18 protein-coding genes and 1 pseudogene are annotated in these 16,656 nt (G+C 69.4%); 8 read left to right on the top strand and 11 right to left on the bottom strand.

The window, feature by feature from the left end:
- Positions 1-6: 6 nt before the first annotated feature.
- From ACIQI8_RS21220 to ACIQI8_RS21210, 3 genes are read right to left on the bottom strand one after another with little or no spacing between them, the layout of a single operon-like run.
- Positions 7-1,062, bottom strand: coding sequence for a FecCD family ABC transporter permease (locus ACIQI8_RS21220; protein WP_402352661.1), 1,056 nt, complete (start codon positions 1,060-1,062; stop codon positions 7-9).
- Positions 1,059-2,048 (bottom strand): FecCD family ABC transporter permease, encoded by a 990-nt coding sequence (locus tag ACIQI8_RS21215; RefSeq protein ID WP_402352658.1) that lies wholly within the window; start codon positions 2,046-2,048, stop codon positions 1,059-1,061. The genes ACIQI8_RS21220 and ACIQI8_RS21215 overlap by 4 nt, the downstream gene beginning before the upstream one ends.
- Positions 2,045-3,094 carry an ABC transporter substrate-binding protein gene (locus tag ACIQI8_RS21210; RefSeq protein ID WP_402352655.1) on the bottom strand — a complete coding sequence of 350 codons (1,050 nt, stop codon included), beginning with the start codon at positions 3,092-3,094 and terminating at the stop codon, positions 2,045-2,047. Before ACIQI8_RS21210 ends, ACIQI8_RS21215 begins: the two co-directional genes overlap by 4 nt.
- Positions 3,095-3,243: 149 nt before the next feature.
- Between ACIQI8_RS21210 and ACIQI8_RS21205 the strand changes: the two genes are divergently transcribed.
- Together ACIQI8_RS21205 and ACIQI8_RS21200 are read left to right on the top strand one after the other, a co-directional pair.
- Entirely contained in the window at positions 3,244-3,627 is a 384-nt protein-coding gene (locus tag ACIQI8_RS21205) for a VOC family protein (protein WP_402352652.1), read from the top strand.
- Between the two features lie 176 nt (positions 3,628-3,803).
- Complete coding sequence (locus tag ACIQI8_RS21200) at positions 3,804-4,571, top strand: SDR family oxidoreductase (RefSeq protein ID WP_402352650.1); 768 nt, start codon at positions 3,804-3,806, stop codon at positions 4,569-4,571.
- Between the two features lie 30 nt (positions 4,572-4,601).
- Here the strand turns inward: ACIQI8_RS21200 and ACIQI8_RS21195 are convergent, their stop codons facing one another.
- The 5 genes from ACIQI8_RS21195 to ACIQI8_RS21175 all read right to left on the bottom strand — a co-directional run bounded on the left by ACIQI8_RS21195 (position 4,602) and on the right by ACIQI8_RS21175 (position 8,378).
- Complete coding sequence (locus ACIQI8_RS21195; RefSeq protein WP_402352647.1) at positions 4,602-4,880, bottom strand: hypothetical protein; 279 nt, start codon at positions 4,878-4,880, stop codon at positions 4,602-4,604.
- A 101-nt stretch (positions 4,881-4,981) separates the two neighbouring features.
- On the bottom strand, positions 4,982-6,109 hold the full coding sequence (locus ACIQI8_RS21190; protein WP_402352644.1) for a serine hydrolase domain-containing protein: 1,128 nt from the start codon (positions 6,107-6,109) through the stop codon (positions 4,982-4,984).
- A 92-nt stretch (positions 6,110-6,201) separates the two neighbouring features.
- Positions 6,202-6,513, bottom strand: coding sequence for a hypothetical protein (locus tag ACIQI8_RS21185; RefSeq protein ID WP_402352641.1), 312 nt, complete (start codon positions 6,511-6,513; stop codon positions 6,202-6,204).
- A 16-nt stretch (positions 6,514-6,529) separates the two neighbouring features.
- Positions 6,530-7,297: a hypothetical protein gene (locus ACIQI8_RS21180; protein WP_402352638.1), complete on the bottom strand. Its 768-nt coding sequence runs from the start codon at positions 7,295-7,297 to the stop codon at positions 6,530-6,532.
- A 151-nt stretch (positions 7,298-7,448) separates the two neighbouring features.
- On the bottom strand, positions 7,449-8,378 hold the full coding sequence (locus ACIQI8_RS21175; RefSeq protein WP_402354069.1) for a DUF5829 family protein: 930 nt from the start codon (positions 8,376-8,378) through the stop codon (positions 7,449-7,451).
- Between the two features lie 163 nt (positions 8,379-8,541).
- On the opposite strand from ACIQI8_RS21175, the gene ACIQI8_RS21170 reads away from it, so the two are divergent.
- Positions 8,542-9,165 carry a hypothetical protein gene (locus ACIQI8_RS21170; protein WP_402352635.1) on the top strand — a complete coding sequence of 208 codons (624 nt, stop codon included), beginning with the start codon at positions 8,542-8,544 and terminating at the stop codon, positions 9,163-9,165.
- A 15-nt stretch (positions 9,166-9,180) separates the two neighbouring features.
- Here the strand turns inward: ACIQI8_RS21170 and ACIQI8_RS21165 are convergent.
- A pseudogene (locus tag ACIQI8_RS21165) lies at positions 9,181-9,899 on the bottom strand (hypothetical protein).
- Between the two features lie 64 nt (positions 9,900-9,963).
- On the opposite strand from ACIQI8_RS21165, the gene ACIQI8_RS21160 reads away from it, so the two are divergent.
- The 4 genes from ACIQI8_RS21160 to ACIQI8_RS21145 all read left to right on the top strand — a co-directional run bounded on the left by ACIQI8_RS21160 (position 9,964) and on the right by ACIQI8_RS21145 (position 14,373).
- On the top strand, positions 9,964-10,590 hold the full coding sequence (locus ACIQI8_RS21160; protein WP_402352632.1) for a hypothetical protein: 627 nt from the start codon (positions 9,964-9,966) through the stop codon (positions 10,588-10,590).
- A gap of 136 nt (positions 10,591-10,726) precedes the next feature.
- Positions 10,727-11,380 carry a hypothetical protein gene (locus tag ACIQI8_RS21155; RefSeq protein ID WP_402354066.1) on the top strand — a complete coding sequence of 218 codons (654 nt, stop codon included), beginning with the start codon at positions 10,727-10,729 and terminating at the stop codon, positions 11,378-11,380.
- 118 nt (positions 11,381-11,498) lie between these two features.
- Positions 11,499-12,893 carry a hypothetical protein gene (locus ACIQI8_RS21150; protein WP_402352629.1) on the top strand — a complete coding sequence of 465 codons (1,395 nt, stop codon included), beginning with the start codon at positions 11,499-11,501 and terminating at the stop codon, positions 12,891-12,893.
- 232 nt (positions 12,894-13,125) lie between these two features.
- Complete coding sequence (locus ACIQI8_RS21145; protein ID WP_402352626.1) at positions 13,126-14,373, top strand: hypothetical protein; 1,248 nt, start codon at positions 13,126-13,128, stop codon at positions 14,371-14,373.
- Between the two features lie 109 nt (positions 14,374-14,482).
- On the opposite strand, the gene ACIQI8_RS21140 is transcribed toward ACIQI8_RS21145, so the two are convergent.
- Together ACIQI8_RS21140 and ACIQI8_RS21135 are read right to left on the bottom strand one after the other, a co-directional pair.
- Positions 14,483-14,995 carry a DUF4291 domain-containing protein gene (locus ACIQI8_RS21140; RefSeq protein ID WP_402354063.1) on the bottom strand — a complete coding sequence of 171 codons (513 nt, stop codon included), beginning with the start codon at positions 14,993-14,995 and terminating at the stop codon, positions 14,483-14,485.
- Positions 14,996-15,028: 33 nt separating this feature from the next.
- The gene (locus ACIQI8_RS21135) at positions 15,029-15,442 is read right to left on the bottom strand and encodes a hypothetical protein (protein ID WP_402352623.1); all 414 of its coding nucleotides are present in this window, start codon (positions 15,440-15,442) and stop codon (positions 15,029-15,031) included.
- 246 nt (positions 15,443-15,688) lie between these two features.
- Here ACIQI8_RS21135 and ACIQI8_RS21130 point away from each other — a divergent pair, with 246 nt between their 5' ends.
- A complete protein-coding gene (locus ACIQI8_RS21130; protein ID WP_402352620.1) occupies positions 15,689-16,312 on the top strand; it encodes a hypothetical protein in 624 nt (207 codons plus the stop codon).
- The last annotated feature ends 344 nt before the right edge of the window (positions 16,313-16,656 follow it).

Raw genomic sequence — 16,656 nt, 5'->3', positions numbered from 1 at the left:
GGGCCGTCAGTACGTCGTCGTACGCCGCCCCAGCAGCCACAGCAGGTACGGGCCGCCAACGAGCGAGGTGAGGGCGCCGACGGGCACCTCCAGCGGGGGAAGGACGGTACGGGCCGCGAGATCGGCGCCGACGAGGATCACGGCGCCGGTCAACGCGGCGTTGAGCAGCGGCAGTTGAGGCGTCCGGGTGAGCCGGCGGGCCAGTTGCGGCGCGGTCAGCGCGACGAACCCGATCGGCCCCGCCGCCCCGGTCGCGGTCGCGGCGAGCACGACACCGAGGACGGTCAGCCCGAGCCGGACCCGGTCCACCCGCACCCCGAGCGCGGCGGCCGTCTCCGGGTCGAGCCCGAGCGGCCGCGTCGCCCGGCTCGCCCACACCAGCGCGGGCAGCGACAGCAGCAGTACGACGCCCAGCGGCCCGGCCTGCTGCCAGCCGCGCCCGTTCAGGCTCCCGGTCAACCACAGCTTGACCTGCTCGGCGGCCTCCAGCTCGCTGTCGGTGAGATACAGCTGCACGACGGCGGAGAGCGCGACCCCGATCCCCACCCCGGTCAGCACGAACCGGCTCGGCTGCATCCCGTGCCGCCACGCCAGTACGTACACGAGCGCGGCGGCGGCCAGCCCGCCCACGACGGACACGATCGGCAACGCACCCGGCGAGGCGATGACCCCGGTCGACAACGCCAGCACGGTCGCGGCGGCGGCCCCGTGCCCGACCCCGATCACATCGGGACTGGCCAAGGGATTGCGGGTGACGGTCTGCACGAGCGCCCCGGACAACCCGAGCGCGGCCCCGACAAGCGCGCCCAGCACGATCCGGGGGACCCGCAGCTCCGAGACGACCAGTTCGTAGGGTCCGCTTCCGGTACGCAGCGTGTGCCACAAGTCGACGGGCGAGATGTAGGTCTGCCCGAGACAGGCGGAGGCGAGCATGACGAGGACGAGGAGACAGAGGAGAAGAACGGCGACGACGGCGGAACGACGGTGGACGAGGAGGGAGACACGGGGGTGGGGGCGCAACACCACTGAGGCACGGGCCGCCGTCGTACCGCTCGTGCTCAAGCCGCCGTACCTTTCCTGCGGACCAGCACCACCAGCACCGGCACCCCGACCAACGCGGTCATGACCCCCGCCGGTACCTCAGCAGGAGCCCGGACCACCCGCCCCACCACGTCCGCCCCCACCAGCAACCCCGCCCCCAACAACGCGGACAAGGGCAACACCACCCGATACCCCCCACGCACCAATCGCCGGGCAAGATGCGGCACCGCAAGCCCCACAAACGCGATCGGTCCCGCCGCAGCCACAGCCGCCGCGGTCAACAGCGTCGCGCCGAGCGCCGCACACCCCCGCACCAGCCCCACCCGATGCCCCAGCGCCCGAGCCGTCTCGTCGCCGAGGGCCAGCGCGTCCAGGCCTCGCGCGCACGCGATCACCAGCAGCGCCCCGAGGAGGAGGAACGGCAGCATCCGTACGACCGTGTCGGTGGACCGCCCGCTGAGGGAGCCGACCTGCCAGAACCGGAACTGGTCGAGCGTGGCGGAGCTGGAGGTGAGGACGACGGTCGTCGCACCGGCGGTCATCGCGGACAAGGCGGTCCCGGCGAGCGCGAGTTTCACCGGCGACGCCCCGCCCCGCCCGCGCGAGGCGATCCCGTACACGAGGACCGCGGCCACGACCGCGCCGGCGAAGGCGTACCAGACGTAGCCGCCGAAGCCGTACTCCCCGGCCCCGAGCGCGATGGCGAAGACCACGCCCGCCGCCGCCCCCTGGCTCAGCCCGAGGATGCCGGGGTCGGCGAGCGGGTTGCGGGTGACGGCCTGGAGGGCCGCGCCGGCCAGGCCGAGCGCCGCGCCCGCCGTGAGACCGACCTCGGTGCGCGGCAGCCGCAGCGACCGTACGACCAGCGCGTCCGGTGAACTCCCGCCGTGCACAAGGGCGTCGAGCACGGCGGACGGCGGTACCGCCCGGGTGCCGACGGCGAGGCTGAGGAGCGCGGCGACCGCCACCCCGAGGGCGGCGGCCGGCCAGGCGAGGCGTCGGATCACGTGCCGAGGTGCTCGGCGAGCTGCGTCACGACCAGACGGGCGGCGGTGGGACCGGCGTTGAGGTACCAGGGGTCGTCGTCGACCTTGACCGCGTGCCCGGCCTTGACGCCGGCCATCGACTTCCACAGCGGCCCGGCGAGCACGGACGCGGCATCCGTCTTACCGGCGTCGCCCTGGACGGAGTAGAAGATCCAGTCGCCGTCCGCGGTGTCGATGCTCTCCGCGCCGAGGTCCTCCGAAATGGCCGTGAACTGCTGGGACTTGGGCCGCTTGAGCCCCATGTCCCCGGCGATGGAACCGGTGAAGGAGGAGACGCCGAACATGCGTGTGCGGTCGGGCGTGAAGCGCACCATGGAGACGGTCGGGTCGCCCGTGACCGTCCTGCCCTTCGCGGCCGCGTCGCCGACGATGTCGTCGAGGAGCGTCTGCGCCTGCTGCCCCTTGCCGATGGCGGCGCCGACCAGGAGCAGGTCGCGCTTCCAGTTGATGCCGTTGCCGGCGGTGATCACGGTGGGCGCGATCTTCGACAGCTTCGGGTAGAGGTCGCCCAGCGAGTCGTTGGCGAGGATCAGGTCCGGCTCGGCGGCGGCGAGCGTCTCCAGGTTGGGCGCCTGCCGCGTGCCCGCGTCGGTCATGTCGGCGAGCTGCGCCCTGTACGTGGGGAAGGCGTCCGCCAGATAGTCGGGGACGAGCCCGGCGTTGTCGGCGCGCGTGGTGGCCGTCGGTACGGTGCCGAGGGAGAGCAGGTCGTCGAGTTGACCGGTGCTGAGCACGGCGATCTTCTTCGGCGCGGTCTTGATGGTCGTCCTGCCCTCGAAGTGCGTGACGGTATGCGGGAACGTCCCGTCCGTGTCCGGTTCGGCGCCCATGCCGTCGGCGAGCGCGCTGGGGGCGGCGGACGGTCCCTCGGATGCGCCGATGACCTTGTTCCGCGCGCCGGCCTTCTTCTCGGTGCCGCTGTCACCGCTGTCCGAGGACGAACACCCGGCGAGCAGCCCTCCGACGACGGTCGCGGCCACGACGGCCTTCATCCCCACTGCACGCACGACTGCTACTCCGATACACGTCGATCACATCGAACATCGAACATCGAATACATCGAATACATCGATCAGGAGGATCGCCGTTGATCCGTTAAGGCAAGGCTTACCTTAACTTCCCTGCAGAGTATGTTGGGCGTGAGGAGGCCCACACGATGACCGTGCAGCTGAACCACACCATCGTCGCCGCACATGACAAGCAGACGTCGGCCCGGTTCCTCGCCGACATCCTCGGACTGCAAGTGAGCCCGCAGTACGGCCCGTTCATCCCCGTCGAGATCCCGAACGGCGTGACCCTCGACTACATGGACACGGACGGTGCCATCACGCCCCAGCACTACGCGTTCCTGGTCTCGGAGGACGACTTCGACACCATCTTCGCCCGCGTCCGGGCGGCAGGGCTGACCTACTGGGCGGACCCTTTCCACCACCACCCCGGCGAGATCAACCACAACGACGGCGGCCGCGGTGCGTACTTCGACGACCCGAACGGCCACAGCCTGGAGATCCTCACGAGGCCGTACGGCAGCGGAGGTTGATCCCTGCCGGTCCCCGCTGGTCCCTGCCGGTCCCCGCTGGTGCCCGCCGAAAACTTCTCCCTCTCGCCGGTCACATTCGTCGACGCGCACGGGTCATGTCGGTGAGGCACGTCGCTGAGGCACATCGCTGAGGCGCCGAGCTTCACGACGACCACGACGAAAAGGGAGCAGGGATCATGTCGACGTCACCCATCCTGGTCACCGGCGGAACCGGCACGCTCGGCGGCCACGTAGTCCCCTTCCTCCGGGCGGCCGGCCACGAGGTCCGCGTCCTGACCCGGCACGGACGCCCTCCGGCGGACGGCGTCGAGTACGTCACGGGAGACCTGCTCAAAGGTGAGGGGCTGGCGGCGGCCCTGGCCGACGCGAGGACCGTCCTCCACCTGTCCGGCGGCCCCAAGGGAGACGACGAGGCGACCCGCGCCCTCGTCCGGGCGGCTCGCGCGTCCGGCGCCCACCACCTCATCTACATCTCGGTGGTCGGCGCGGACCGGGTCCCGCTGGCCTGGATGCGGACGAAACTGGAGTCGGAGCGGGCGATCGCGGATTCGGGCATCCCGTTCACGACCCTCCGCGCGGCCCAGTTCCACGACCTGGCCCTGAAGATGGTCGAGAAGATGGCGAAGCTCCCCGTCCTCCCGGCGCCCGGCGGCCTCCGCCTCCAACCGGTGGACGCCCGCGAAGTCGCCGCGCGGCTGGCGGAGTTGACCCTGTCCGCCCCCGCCGGCCCGGTCCCCGACCTGACCGGCCCCAAGCTCTACGACCTCCCCGCCCTGGTCCACCCGTACCGCCAACTCCTGGGCCACCGCAACCGCCCGACCCTGCCGGTACGGATACCGGGAAAGGCAGGCCGGGCCTATCGCGCGGGGGCGAACCTGACCCTGGAGGGGGCGGAACGCGGAAAGCGGACGTGGGAGGAGTTCCTGGCGGAACGGTTGGGATAGGCGCGGGTGTCGGTGTACGGCGTGCGTGGTTCAGAGACCGGCCGAGTTGAGGGGCAGCCAGTCGGCATATCGCTCGCGGAGCACGTCCCGCTCGCCGGGGGTGGTGAGGATGACGTCCGCGCCGCCGTCGTACGGGCAGTGGAAACGGCGGAGTTCGGTGTCGGCGACGAAGACTGCGGCGAGCGTGTCGTCGGCGACCGCGCATGGACGTGGAACTCCGGTTCGGAAGCGTCCAGTTCGGACTCGATCCACCAGCCTCTCGCGGACGGCGAACAACTCGTTGAGGACGGTGTTGTAGCGGTGCGGCACGTGCGCGGTCGCCGACGTGGCGACCTCTCAGGAGGCCGGCGGTGTGAGTACGGAGTCGGACAAGGAGTTCACCCCCGCACCCACCCGCACCGACCTCACGCTCACCCGCCCGCCTTCGCCCGCAACCCCTGCAGGCCGTCGTACGCGGCCATCACCATTTCCAACCCCCGGCTGTCGTCGCCGGGTTCGCTCATCTGGTTGGTGACGTAGGCGATCGCCGTGCGGGCCTCGGGTTCGACCATGACCAGGGAGCCGCCCCAGCCGCCCCAGCCGTAGGTGGTGCCGAACAGGCCGTAGCCCAGGCCGTATCGGACGGGCATGCCCAGGAGGCGGTCCTGGCCCTGGAACTGTTCCACCCACGCCCGGTCGCAGCCCGCCTGCGACAACAGGCGTACGCCGCCCACCTCTCCGCCGCAGGCCATCACCGACTGGACGAGGGCGACCGAACGGGCGTTGCCGAAGCCGCTCGCGGCGGGGATCTGGGCGCGGCGCCAGGCCACGCTGTTCCCGTCGCGGACGCGGATTCCCGTACCGTCGGCCGGAGTTGGGGCGTTGATGCCGGGTGCGCCGGCCTTGTAGTCCTCGTCGTGGGACGGGGGCGGGACCGTGAGCGCCACCCGGTGGTCGTGCTCGGCGGCCAGGCCCATGTGGAAGTCCGCGCCCAGCGGTCCGGCGATCTCGTCGGCGAAGAACTCACCCGGGGTGCGTCCGGTGATCCGGCGTACGACCTCGCCCACCAGGAACCCCTGGGTGAGCGAGTGGTACCCGGCCGCGGTGCCCGGTTCCCACTCCGGGGCCTGCGCGGCGAGCCGGGCGGTGGCCGACGACCAGTCGTAGGCGACCTCGGCCGACCACTGTCCCTCGAAGTCGGGCAGGCCCGCGGTGTGCGAGAGCAGATGCCGTACCAGCACGCCGTCCTTGCCGGCCGCCGCGAACTCCGGCCAGTAGCGGGCGACGGGCGCGTCCACGTCCAACTCGCCACGGTCGGCGAGGACCAGTGCGGTGAGCGCGGTCATCGTCTTGGTCACGGAGTAGACATTGACGATCGTGTCGCGCTGCCACGGCACGGTACGGGCCGCGTCCGCGAACCCGCCCCACACGTCCACCACGGGCTCCCCGTCCACGAAGACGGCCACCGCCCCACCGGCGTCCCCCTCGTCGAGCAGGGCGGCCAGTGCGCTGGGCACGGCGTTGAAGAGGTCCTCGTAGGAGCCCTGGATGTCGGCCATACCTGACATTGGGCCCGCCGGGACGGGGCGGGGGCAACCGAATTTCGGGGGAGTGGGGTGGGCGGGGCGGCCGTGACGGCGCAAGGTCGCGGTCAGCTCTGGGCGGTGGGGCGTACGACGATCTCGTTCACGTCGACCTCGGCGGGCTGTTCGAGGGCGATCGCGACGGCCCGGGCGATCGCGACGGCCCGGGCGATCGCGACGGCCCGGGCGATCGCCTCGGGCGGGATCGCGAACTCGTCCCGCATCCTCGTGACGTCCGCCCTGACCTCGCTGTTGAAGGAGGCCTCGGTGAAACCGGTCGCGATCATTCCGTTCACGTTGACGTCGACCACCCGGTCCCACTCGTCGACACGCAGGTCGTCGAGGGCGAGATGGCGCGACGGCACGGAACCTGACGGCACCGAGGCCGTCACGCTCCTACGCCCACAGGCTTTCCCAGCGCACGTCGACGCTCCAAGCCTCCGAACCTGACGCGAACTCGGCGAAGATGGCCGCCACTTGATCCCGGTCGTTCAGCACGCACCGGTAATGCCGCTCCATCGAACCGTCCCGGTGCTCGACGGCGAACTCGCCCGCGGACACACCCGCGTTGGGGCCCTGGCCGACCTGGACGTAGCGGCCCTCGGGCTTCTCAAGGATCAGGAACCAGTTGTCCGCGGACAGTTGGCGGACGGCACGTTCGATCACGTCGAGGTCGGGGCCTTCAACGTTCAGTCCGACGCAGGGTTGAAGGGTCAGCGCATCCGTGTCGTCCGCGCCGTCCGATCCATCCGTTCCCCGCAGCGAGGGCGGAAGGTGGAGCACCTCGGCCTGCGGGTCGAAACAGACCAACCCGTGGCGGCCGGCGAGGGCGAGTACCGCGGGTGCGGTCGCACCGGCCCGACTCCACGAGATCGGCATGATCACGTGAGCGTCGGACACATCGAGACCCGCCGTCCACGGGGACGCCTCGACCTGAGGAGAGTCCGCTGCCGGGTCGGGGACCAACTCGGTGACCGAGCCAGGGGTCGAGTCCTGGAGTTCGGGGAAGTCCGCGATCAGCGCCCGGTGGAACATGGTCACGGCGTCGTTCGCGACAACCCCCGCCGCCGAAGTGTCGCCGTCGCACAGCCGCTGATACTTCTCCGCCGCCGCGGACGTCGAGATCCGCCCGGGTTCGTACCACACCGCAAGATCGAAACTCATGTCGTCCCCCTCCCCGGAGGCCTGCCCTCGAAGGAGACCGAGCGTAGGCGGAACCTCTGACAACGCGTGGATCGGGAAATCGCCTGAGCGTGACGCGAAGGTGCGCCCCTGGTCGAGGGGCGCACCCACTGCCTGCGTCTGTCCCTGTCCCCTACTGGGTGCCGTTCTCGGCGAAGGTCCACACGGCGTGGCTGCCGGGGCCGACGGTGAGGGTCGAGTTGCCGATCCGCTCCACATGCCGGTCCTTCACGGGCCGGTTGAGGGACATCTCGACCCGCTGGTAGCCCGCTTGTTCACGCGGGACGACGGTGAGCCGGATCGTGGTCCCGCCGCCCTGCGCGACGACGCCACCGCCCGTCACGTTCCGGACGGTGAACCCGCCGGCCCGCAGCAGCGGCACGGTGTCACCGAGGTCGCCCGCGGTGATCGCGATGCGTACGGAGGTCACGTCCCGCATCAGATGGGTGCGGTAGCCGTCCGGAAGGACGCGCTCGCGGCCGACGTCACCGGGAGAGCTCGCCGGCTCGGTGTTGCTGCGAGGATCGGCGAAGTACTCCGGCCGGTACTCCATCCCCCAGGCCCCGAAGGCGTCGTACTGCGTGTCGGTAAAGACGGCGTCGAACCACGGCACGGGCACACCGTCACCGAAGTCCCGGGTCTGGAGGAACTTGATGGGCTCGGCGACCCCTTCGTCCTTCAGCCGTTCGGTGACCGTCGCCAGCTCCCCCGCCCGCTCGGTCGACAGCCCCAGCCCGGCGGAGCCGAGGGTGCCGTCCTGGCCGGGAACGTCACCGACGCCGAACAGTTCCACGTAGGTCTCACGGCCCAGCAGATAGCGCCCGGTCCAGGTCTGTCCACCGCTACCGGTCGTGGTGCGCACCTGGAAGTTGGCGAACTCCCGCAGGTAGTCGGAGTGTTCGATGGCGTCGGCCGTCTCCCGGTCGAGAACCCCGTAGGAGTGGTTGTAGAACAACAACTGCCGACCGTTCGAGTCGCCCGAGCCCCGACTCCCCTCGGCCTGCGCCGTCCCCACGCCACCCCCGATCGCTCCGGCGAGAGCCACAGCGAGCACGATGATCATCCGCAATGTCCGACGAATCAGCATGTGGGGGATCGTAGGGCGGGGAGGACGGAACCGCCCTGCTTTGTGAACGAGGCTGAAATGCTTGACACTCGGCGTTCGGCCGATGGGTCGCAGTCTCGCGTGCGCGTCCAGGTGGGGCGCGCTGTCAGGGTGCGGCGCCGTGAGCACGGACATCCATGGCGGCATCGAGTTTCGTCATCCCGGCGTCGGCACCGGCCACTACGACGGTGAGCCGTGGGTGGCCGCGATGGATCTCTGGCCGTTGTACGACCAGTCCGACCACGCGGCCTTCGGCCACCTCTTCGGAGTGCGCAACCACGCGGGCTTCCCACCGCTCACGCCGGACCGTGGACTTCCTGCCGACCTGTCGAGCGGCATGCGCTCGATGCTGGAGTCCGAGGTCGGGGCCGGCAGCCTGTGGGGCGCGAGTTGGGTCAGCTGGGCGGAGCTCGCCGCGATGGATCTCGCGACCGCGCCCGATCACGTCGTCGGCCGGCTGACCTGGCGCACGACATCGCGGCCGTCGTCGCTGAATCAACAGCTCGTGTCCGAACCCTGGCCGCCTGCGGTCCGATCCGCGGTGGGCGAGCCGCCGGCTGACCTGCACGGTGCGAAGGGACGAGTGGAGTGGACCAACGGCGAATTGAGGTGCACGTACGAGTGGTTGACCATCCCGGCGGTCGTCGGTCCTGACACCCACTGGCCGCACGTCTTCGCCGTGATGAAGGCCCTGGCGGGCCGCTTCGGGGACGACGGCGTACGCCTGGTCGTGGCGTTCGACTGACCCGCGACGAGCCGGTCAGCGTCGAGCGACGCTGTCCCCGTCCCCGTCCCCGTGGCCGTCGCTGTGTCCGGGGCGGCGAGTCCACAGAGAGACATCGCTGCTCGTGGCGACGGCCACGGTCTGGCCGGAGGGCGAGAAGCCGAAGGTTCGCAGCTCCGAGTAGGTGGAGTGAGCGATGTGCCACCACCGGTCCCCGTACGGCCCCGAGTGGGGGAGACCACCGTCGCTGGAGAGCAGCACACGATGATGGGGCCAGTCCGGGGCGACGGCCTCCAGCGTCCAGCCGTCGCCGCTCGTGGTGCGCAACCCTCCGCCGAAGAGCCCTGCGATGTGTACGCGGCTACCGGCGATCGGTCCGAGTCCGGGACAGGTCAGGTCGGTGGCGACGTCGGGGGTACTGCCCTCGCGGTCGCGGTCGCGGTCGGGGTCGGAGCCGGGGTCGGGGTCGCGGTCCCTGGCGATCTTCTCCCCGGTGACGGCGTCGAAGAGGCCATGACCGTCGTGGGAGATGACCATCACCAGGTCATGGCCGCTCTCGGGGTGCGAGGCGAAGCCGATCCCGAGAAGTCCGCCCACAGGGACGCCGTACGCGGACTCGAAGACAGGGCGCCAGGGGTCGGGTGCGGGCACCACGGGGGCGGCGAGAAGCCGATCCGCAGTGCCCGTTGGTACGCGGAGAACACCGGCTCACGAACGACCGGCTCTTCCGGATCCACCCGCTTGAACCGCTTCATCACCCCGCCATGCTCTCGCGTCCGTGACTACCCTGCGCAGCCGGAGAGTTGAGAAGATCACGGCATGGCGGCTTCCGACGCACCTCCCCCCGACGGCTGGTCCTTTCTCGGAATCGGCGACCCCCTCCTGGTCGTCCAGGACGAGCGGCGCGGCCTACTGGCGGTGGCAGGCAGCTCCGCGTACGGCATTCCCACACCTGTCGCTCTCTACAAGACCCGCTCATTCGCCCGCAGTTCGCTCATCCACTCCCGCTTCCCGGTCCACGCGATGGCCTTCCATCCCACCCGCCCGCTGCTCGCGATAGGCACCGGAAGGTACGACGGCGGCTACTTCTTCGAGGGCGAGCTGCTCCTTCTGCACACCAAGACGGGCGCGGTCGTCTCTCTCATCGAGCACGAACTCGGCCGTCAGGTCCTGGGCCTGGAGTGGCTCGACGAACAGTCCCTACGCGTCCTCATGGCACCGCCCGACGACTGGCAGGACGAAGCGGCGCACGAGAAGGGCCACGCCGCAGTGGTGCGCCGGACCGACTGGACCGTCGTCCCTGCGCGGTCTCTCACCGGCCGGGACCTGGCCGGCCCAGGGATCCCCGCCCCGCGCCCGGATTCCAGGGAGGCAGCACAGCGGGCGACGGCCGAACTGCGCGCACTGTGGCAAGCCCAACGAACCGTCCCGCCGGGTGACTTGTGAGAGGGCGGCTGACTCTGCGGGACGACAGGTGGTGTCAGCATGATCAGGTCCGGTGACCCACTTGCGTCGGGGCTGCCCGGCGTAATCGGGCGGCGAGGCGGGCGGAGGATGCGGAACACTGCGACAGGTGATCGTGATGCAGCCCGTCCTGGAGATGACCGCCACGGACGGCTTCGACCTCTGGCCTGTCACCGAGAGCACGTCGTACGGTTTCCTGCCGCTCAGCGGTGAGCTGTCACCCCTTGAGGTCGGGACAGCGGTGATGCGTATGGCCGACTGCAATGACGTGGACACCGACTGCAATGCCGTGGACCCTGACGGCGATCGTCCGCCGCGGCCGGTCGCCGTACTCGACTCGTTCCTCCACGGACTGCTGACCTGCGAAAGTCTGCTCGCGGCCGGCGGCCTGCGGGTCACCGACAACTCCACGGGCGTCACCTTCCTACCCGGTTGCTGCGATGGGTTGGAGGACTGGCGGGACTGGCAGCGGTTCGTCGACGGCGGCGACCTGCTCGGATTCGGCCACGACCCCGTGTCCCCCATTGCGGAGCGATACGGCAGCGTCGTCCGGCTCACGGTGAATGCCGAGCAGAGCGACAGCCCGGTGATCGAACTGTCCGTATCCGAACTCCGTCACCTGCTTGCCGGAGCCGAGCGCGACCTGGTCGACTTCCTTGCGCTGGCAGCCGATTGGGCCTCCAGGCAGTTGCCGGACCACTGCTCTGCCGTCACCGTTGCCCTCGCCCGCCTTCTGGATCTTCCTGGGTCGGCCGTAGCGCGGAAGCTGTAGGACCGGGCGCGGACCTCGGCCGCATGGCGTTACATGATCACCGACGTTGACCCCGTACACGTGCCCTGCCCACAATCTGCGAGCCAGCGACGGCAGTTGGTGAACAGGAAGGCCCACCATGAGCGGAGATCGCGGTCACCGCGAGATCATCACCGCGATCGCGCGGAATCCCGCGGCGCCGGCCGACGTCTTGACCAGACTGCTGTGCGAGGAAGCCACGGTGGCGCACGGGACGCTGGCTTGGCGCGCTCTGCCGGACGAGGTGGTCGACGCCATCGTCGCCCACCCCGACCGCAGGGTGCGGGCGTTGCTCGCCGAGAACATCTCGGTACCGCCGGAGCAACGCGCCAGGCTCGTGGACGATCCCGATCCCCGCGTCCGCCTCGGTCTGGCCATCGGACCCGACTGGTTCCGCATCCCCACGCCGCCACTGCCCCTGTCAACCCAACAGCGCCTGCTCGCGGATCCGGATCCGAAGGTTCGCCGAAGCGCGGCCTTCTGCCGCCACACGGCGCCGAACCTGGTCGCCCGGCTCGCCGACCATCAGGACGCGGACCTTCGACAGGCGGCCTGCCGCGAGTGGGCCCTCCTGTCCAAGGACACGCGAGGCCGTCTGCTCCACGACGCGGATGACAGAGTCCGCCGGGCGGCCATGATCGAGGCCTGCCGCGAGGACGCAGCCTGCACGGACCTTCTTCTCGACGCGGAAATCGACAGGCTCGACAGGTGGAAGGTGATCCGCTGCGGCGCCATGACCACAGCGACCGCCGAACAACTCGCGGCAAGCACCGACGAGGAGGACCGCCGGGAGTTGGCGACCAATCTCAACGTTCCCATCGACATCGTCCGGACGTTGGCGAACGACGACGCGCAAAGGGTCCGACTGGCGGTATCCGTACGCCCCGAACTGACGGAGACGGAACGCATCGCCATCGACGTCACCGTCAGCCCGTCCGACCGACTCCCGCCCGTCGAATGGGTCCGCCACTGCGCCGACCCCGATGTCCTGCGCCAATGCGCCAAGTCGGCCAACACGCTGCTACGGCGCAGCGCCGCCTGCAGCCCGCACCTGCCCGCCGACGCCATCGACCTGCTCGCGAAGGACGACGACCATCCCGTACGACTCCTGTTGTGCGAGAACCAGCCCACCGTCGACGGCGAGGTGGTGCTGCAGACGTATCTGGACTGCCGGGTCATCACCAAGGGCGCTCTGCTGGGCCACCCGAACCTCCCGCGCGCGGGCAGCGGCCAACGCTTCGCCGACGACCCTGATCCGGAGAGGCGTTGGCTGGCGGGACTGGACCCCGACGCGCCCGTCGACACTCTGGTCCGCCTGCTCGCCGACCACGACGACCGTGTACGGGCCACGGCAGCCGCCCACCCCGCACTACCCGTCGATCTCATCCGCGCATGCTGCGAGAACCCGGAGACCTCCGACAGCGCGCTCAGCAACCCGAGCCTGCCCGCGGAAGCCATGCACCAACACCTCGACGAAGCGGGTGTCCCTCGCTGACGCCGATGGCTGGAGCAACAGCACTGCGAACCCTGCTCGCGCTTCGACTGGCGCCGCCAACGGGCAAGGGCAGGGGCAAGGGCTCAGGCGCTGCGTCTGGAGGCTCTGCACGCGGCCTGATGATTCAGGTCGAGACGTGCAACTGTTCGGGACCGGCAGAGGTCTAGCGATCGAAGGACTGTCCCCTGGGGGACACCGTCCGTTTGCCCACACTCCAACAGGGGTTCCCTCCATGCCGAAGCCTTCGCACAACCGCCGAGCCTCCCGTACGGTCGTCTCCCCGCTCGGCACTCTCGTCGCTGCCAGCCTGATCGCGCTTGCCGCGGCTCCGGCTCCCGCCGCCTTCGCGGACGAAGCCGCACCCGAACTGGTCGTCGGAGGCATCGAGCCGATCGACGGGATGAAGCCGGGGAGCACCTTCGACGTGCCGGTCACCGTGGCGAACAAGGGCACCGGAGTCGCCGAGAAGGTATGGGTCTACTACGCCGTCACCCGGGGTCTCGACTTCGAGGAGGTTCCCTCCAACTGCCGTACGCAGTACGTCCGTCCCTACGACGAGATGCCCGAGAGATGGACCGTGGCGTGCGTGTTCGACCAGGCGGTGCGGCCGGGCGTCGTCTACACACCCGAGAGACCTCTCCGCGTCGAGGCACTCGACCGCGCGCTCAACGACGAACTGCGCCTGCGGGTAGGGGAGGACGATCCGGGAGTGGACGACAACGGCACTCCACCGGTGACGGGAACGGCACCCGCGGTGAAGCTGGTCGAAAGCGAAACGGGGGGCGAGGGATCCACACGAATCGTCGACGTGCCCGTCACCTCCGTCAACACGGCCGATTTCCAGGTGAAGGGTGCCGCGGTGAAGGGGAGCGTCGGCGAAACGGTGCCGATGACGGTGGAGTTCACCAACGCCGGGCCCGCCTGGGTCATGACCAAGGTGGGAAAGCCCTCCGTCAGGATCACGGTCACACCGCCCGCCGGCACGTCGATCGTCAAGGCCTCCGGCTTCTGCAAAGCCAAGGCCAAGGCGTACGACTGCGGCACGAGCGAGCGGGCTCTCTACGAGAACGGCCACGAGACCTACACCTTCAAACTGAAGATCGACAAGCGGGTGGCGCACGCCAAGGGCTCGGTGACGCTGGGCACCGAGGCACGGCCGTCCGACCCGGACAAAACCAACGACCGGGCCGACATCACGCTGGACGTCACGGACGGCGGGCCGAGCGGATCGACGGGCGGCACGGGTAGCACTGGCGGAACGGGTAGCACTGGCGGCACGGGAGATACGGGAGGCACTGGCGGATCGTCCGGCGGGTCGTCGTCGGTCGGCGGCGCGGGGACGACGGCAACAACCGGCGGCACCCTGGCAGAGACCGGGTCCTCGGCACTACCGATCACGGGCATCGCCGCCGCGACGGTGATCACAGGTGCAGGCGTACTCGTCATCATCCGTCGCCGCCGGTTTCAGAACCTGAGCTGACGACCGTAGGGACGCGGGCGGAATCCCTCCGCCTCGATCGATTGCCGTGGATGGACTGAAGCCTGTTGGCGTGGCGTGGCGTCAGGCGTCCGGCAAGCGAAGTAACCGGTCATCCCTGTAGATGGGCGAGAAGCTCCTCTCCCACGGGGTATGGGCGCTCCTGGGGCAACAGGCGGGCCGCGGAGTCCAAGTCGCCGTCGCTGACAAGGTTATGAATCTGGCGAACGAGCGGGGTCACGTCGCGCAGGGAGACCGTCCACTCGTCGGCGTAGCGTCGTACCGCCTCGCCGGACAGGCCGAGTTGCAGTGAGCGGTACGGCAGGGGGCGCAGGTGCAGGTCCCGTTCGGGGTCCCACTGCACGCGTGCAGGTGCACGCTTCAACTCACGCTGCCAGGTGGCCTGGTCGGGATGAACCCCGCGCACGTAACTCGACCGACAGGCATGGCGCAGCGCCCACTCGAAGCCCTCGCGGCTGATCTCGACAGCGAGGACGGTCTCCTGACCGGCTTTCGTGGCCCAGCCGCAGCGGTACATCATCCACAGGAACAACGGCTTGATCCAGGTCAAGCCTTGCTCACAGACCTCTCGGTGACGGCTCTCCGGCTTGGGTTCGCCCGAAATCTCCGGCGCCCAATGCAAGGTCGGAGACCGTCGTCAGGGCGCGTAATAGGCGGCGTAGAAGCCCGAGTGGCCTTCGACGGAGAAGCCCTCGAAGTCGCCGGCCGATTCGCACTGGAGTAGTCGTCGCAGTGCCGCTTCAGCTTCGGGTAGGCGCTGGCTTGAGAGGTATGCCTTGGTCGTGGCCAGACCGCTGCCGCACAGCAACTGGATATCGATTGAGCAAGCCGCGTCCATGCTGGCGGACTTCGCCTCCCAGATCAGGAGCACGTCGTCCAGACTCCCGGCGTTGTACAACTGCACGCAGCACAACTTCATCAGCTCCGTGTCACCGTCCCCCTGCGCACGCTTCTCCAGACGGGTTTGTACGGTGAGCAGACCTCGTACCTCGTCGAGGTGCGCCCCGACGGGATGCAGGCCGTAGCGGTCCAGGCTTTCGTCTTCGTCCATCGCCATACTTTCTCAGTGGGAGTGGACACAGGTTCTCGTGTCGACCTTCCGGCTCCTGGTTCTCAACTCACGGAAAGAGGTCGTGAGGGCGGCTTGATGTTCCGCCTCAAGCTTCGCTCACCGACTGTTGGCCATGCCCGCCCGCCCGACGCTGCGCCCTGGTCGTGCACCCGGCCATGCGCCTCCGCCGAAGGCCGCCGATAATGACTGTTGGTACTCAGACCAGGGCAGTTAGGGTGCGCCACCATGGGCACGGACATCCACGGTGGGATCGAATTCCGCCATCCCCACGTCGGCACCGACTACTACGACGGCGAACCATGGGTGACCGCCATGGACCTGTGGCCGCTGTACGACGAAACGGACTACTCGGCCTTCGGCCTCCTTTTCGGTGTCCGCAACTACGTGGGCTTCCGGCCGCTCGCAGCCGGTCGTGGCCTTCCTGTTGACCTGTCGAGCGACATGCGTTCAGCGCTGGGATCATGGGTTGGCCAGGGCGAGATGGACGGTGCGAGCTGGATCAGCTGGGCCGAACTCGCCTCCATCGATCCCGCGACCAGGCCCACGGACTTCGTCGGCCGAGTGACCTGGCACAAGAAGTCGCAGCCGGCGATACAACGGAGCCAACTCGTATCTCGGCCGTGGCCGGCGGCAGTCCTGTCCACCGTGGGCGTACCGCCTACCGACTCGGACAGCGCTTCAGAACGCGTCGAGTGGACCACCGACGACTTGGTCTGTGCTTACGAACCGCTGACCATCGGTGGTGTCCTGGGACCGACGACACACTGGCCACACGTCTTCGCCGTGATGAAAGCCCTGGCCGACCGCTTCGGCGACAACGGCGTCCGCCTGGTCGTAGCGTTCGACTGAGGGCGCGCTACCTGACACCCCCACCCTCCTGCTCAGCGGGCGCCTCCGACTGCAGTTCAGTGTTCAGGGTGGTGAGGCCTCCTAGGACGGTGCGCCGCGCCGAGACGCACCACTGGTTCAGGTCTGTGAACGTCGCTTGATGACCCACGTCATCCGGTCCCGCTTCCACACGGCGGTGAAGCGACCGACGTTCGTGGGGCGCTCAGTTAGACCCTCCGTCCCGCCCAACCAGCGCCGTCCGCCCGGTAGTTGGCTTCCGAGATATGGCAGTGGGCGCGGGATGTCCCGGCCTGGAGATGGTAACCCCGATGCGATCTCGTAGCGTGCCATGAGGTCCAGGAGCA

The sequence above is a fragment of the Streptomyces sp. NPDC092369 genome (assembly GCF_044755245.1).
Lineage (GTDB): Bacteria > Actinomycetota > Actinomycetes > Streptomycetales > Streptomycetaceae > Streptomyces.
Note: the sequence above shows the minus strand (reverse complement) of the source record. Positions and strands in the feature narration are given on the sequence as shown.

Bases quoted from the DNA above. Each gene is read 5' to 3' on its own strand.
- ACIQI8_RS21145 (WP_402352626.1), top strand. From the start codon at position 13,126: ATGCCGAAGCCTTCGCACAACCGCCGAGCCTCCCGTACGGTCGTCTCC.
- ACIQI8_RS21180 (WP_402352638.1), bottom strand. From the start codon at position 7,297: ATGAGTTTCGATCTTGCGGTGTGGTACGAACCCGGGCGGATCTCGACG.
- ACIQI8_RS21175 (WP_402354069.1), bottom strand. From the start codon at position 8,378: ATGATCATCGTGCTCGCTGTGGCTCTCGCCGGAGCGATCGGGGGTGGC.
- ACIQI8_RS21160 (WP_402352632.1), top strand. From the start codon at position 9,964: ATGGCGGCTTCCGACGCACCTCCCCCCGACGGCTGGTCCTTTCTCGGA.
- ACIQI8_RS21205 (WP_402352652.1), top strand. From the start codon at position 3,244: ATGACCGTGCAGCTGAACCACACCATCGTCGCCGCACATGACAAGCAG.
- ACIQI8_RS21150 (WP_402352629.1), top strand. From the start codon at position 11,499: ATGAGCGGAGATCGCGGTCACCGCGAGATCATCACCGCGATCGCGCGG.
- ACIQI8_RS21130 (WP_402352620.1), top strand. From the start codon at position 15,689: ATGGGCACGGACATCCACGGTGGGATCGAATTCCGCCATCCCCACGTC.
- ACIQI8_RS21200 (WP_402352650.1), top strand. From the start codon at position 3,804: ATGTCGACGTCACCCATCCTGGTCACCGGCGGAACCGGCACGCTCGGC.
- ACIQI8_RS21190 (WP_402352644.1), bottom strand. From the start codon at position 6,109: ATGGCCGACATCCAGGGCTCCTACGAGGACCTCTTCAACGCCGTGCCC.
- ACIQI8_RS21155 (WP_402354066.1), top strand. From the start codon at position 10,727: ATGCAGCCCGTCCTGGAGATGACCGCCACGGACGGCTTCGACCTCTGG.
- ACIQI8_RS21135 (WP_402352623.1), bottom strand. From the start codon at position 15,442: ATGGACGAAGACGAAAGCCTGGACCGCTACGGCCTGCATCCCGTCGGG.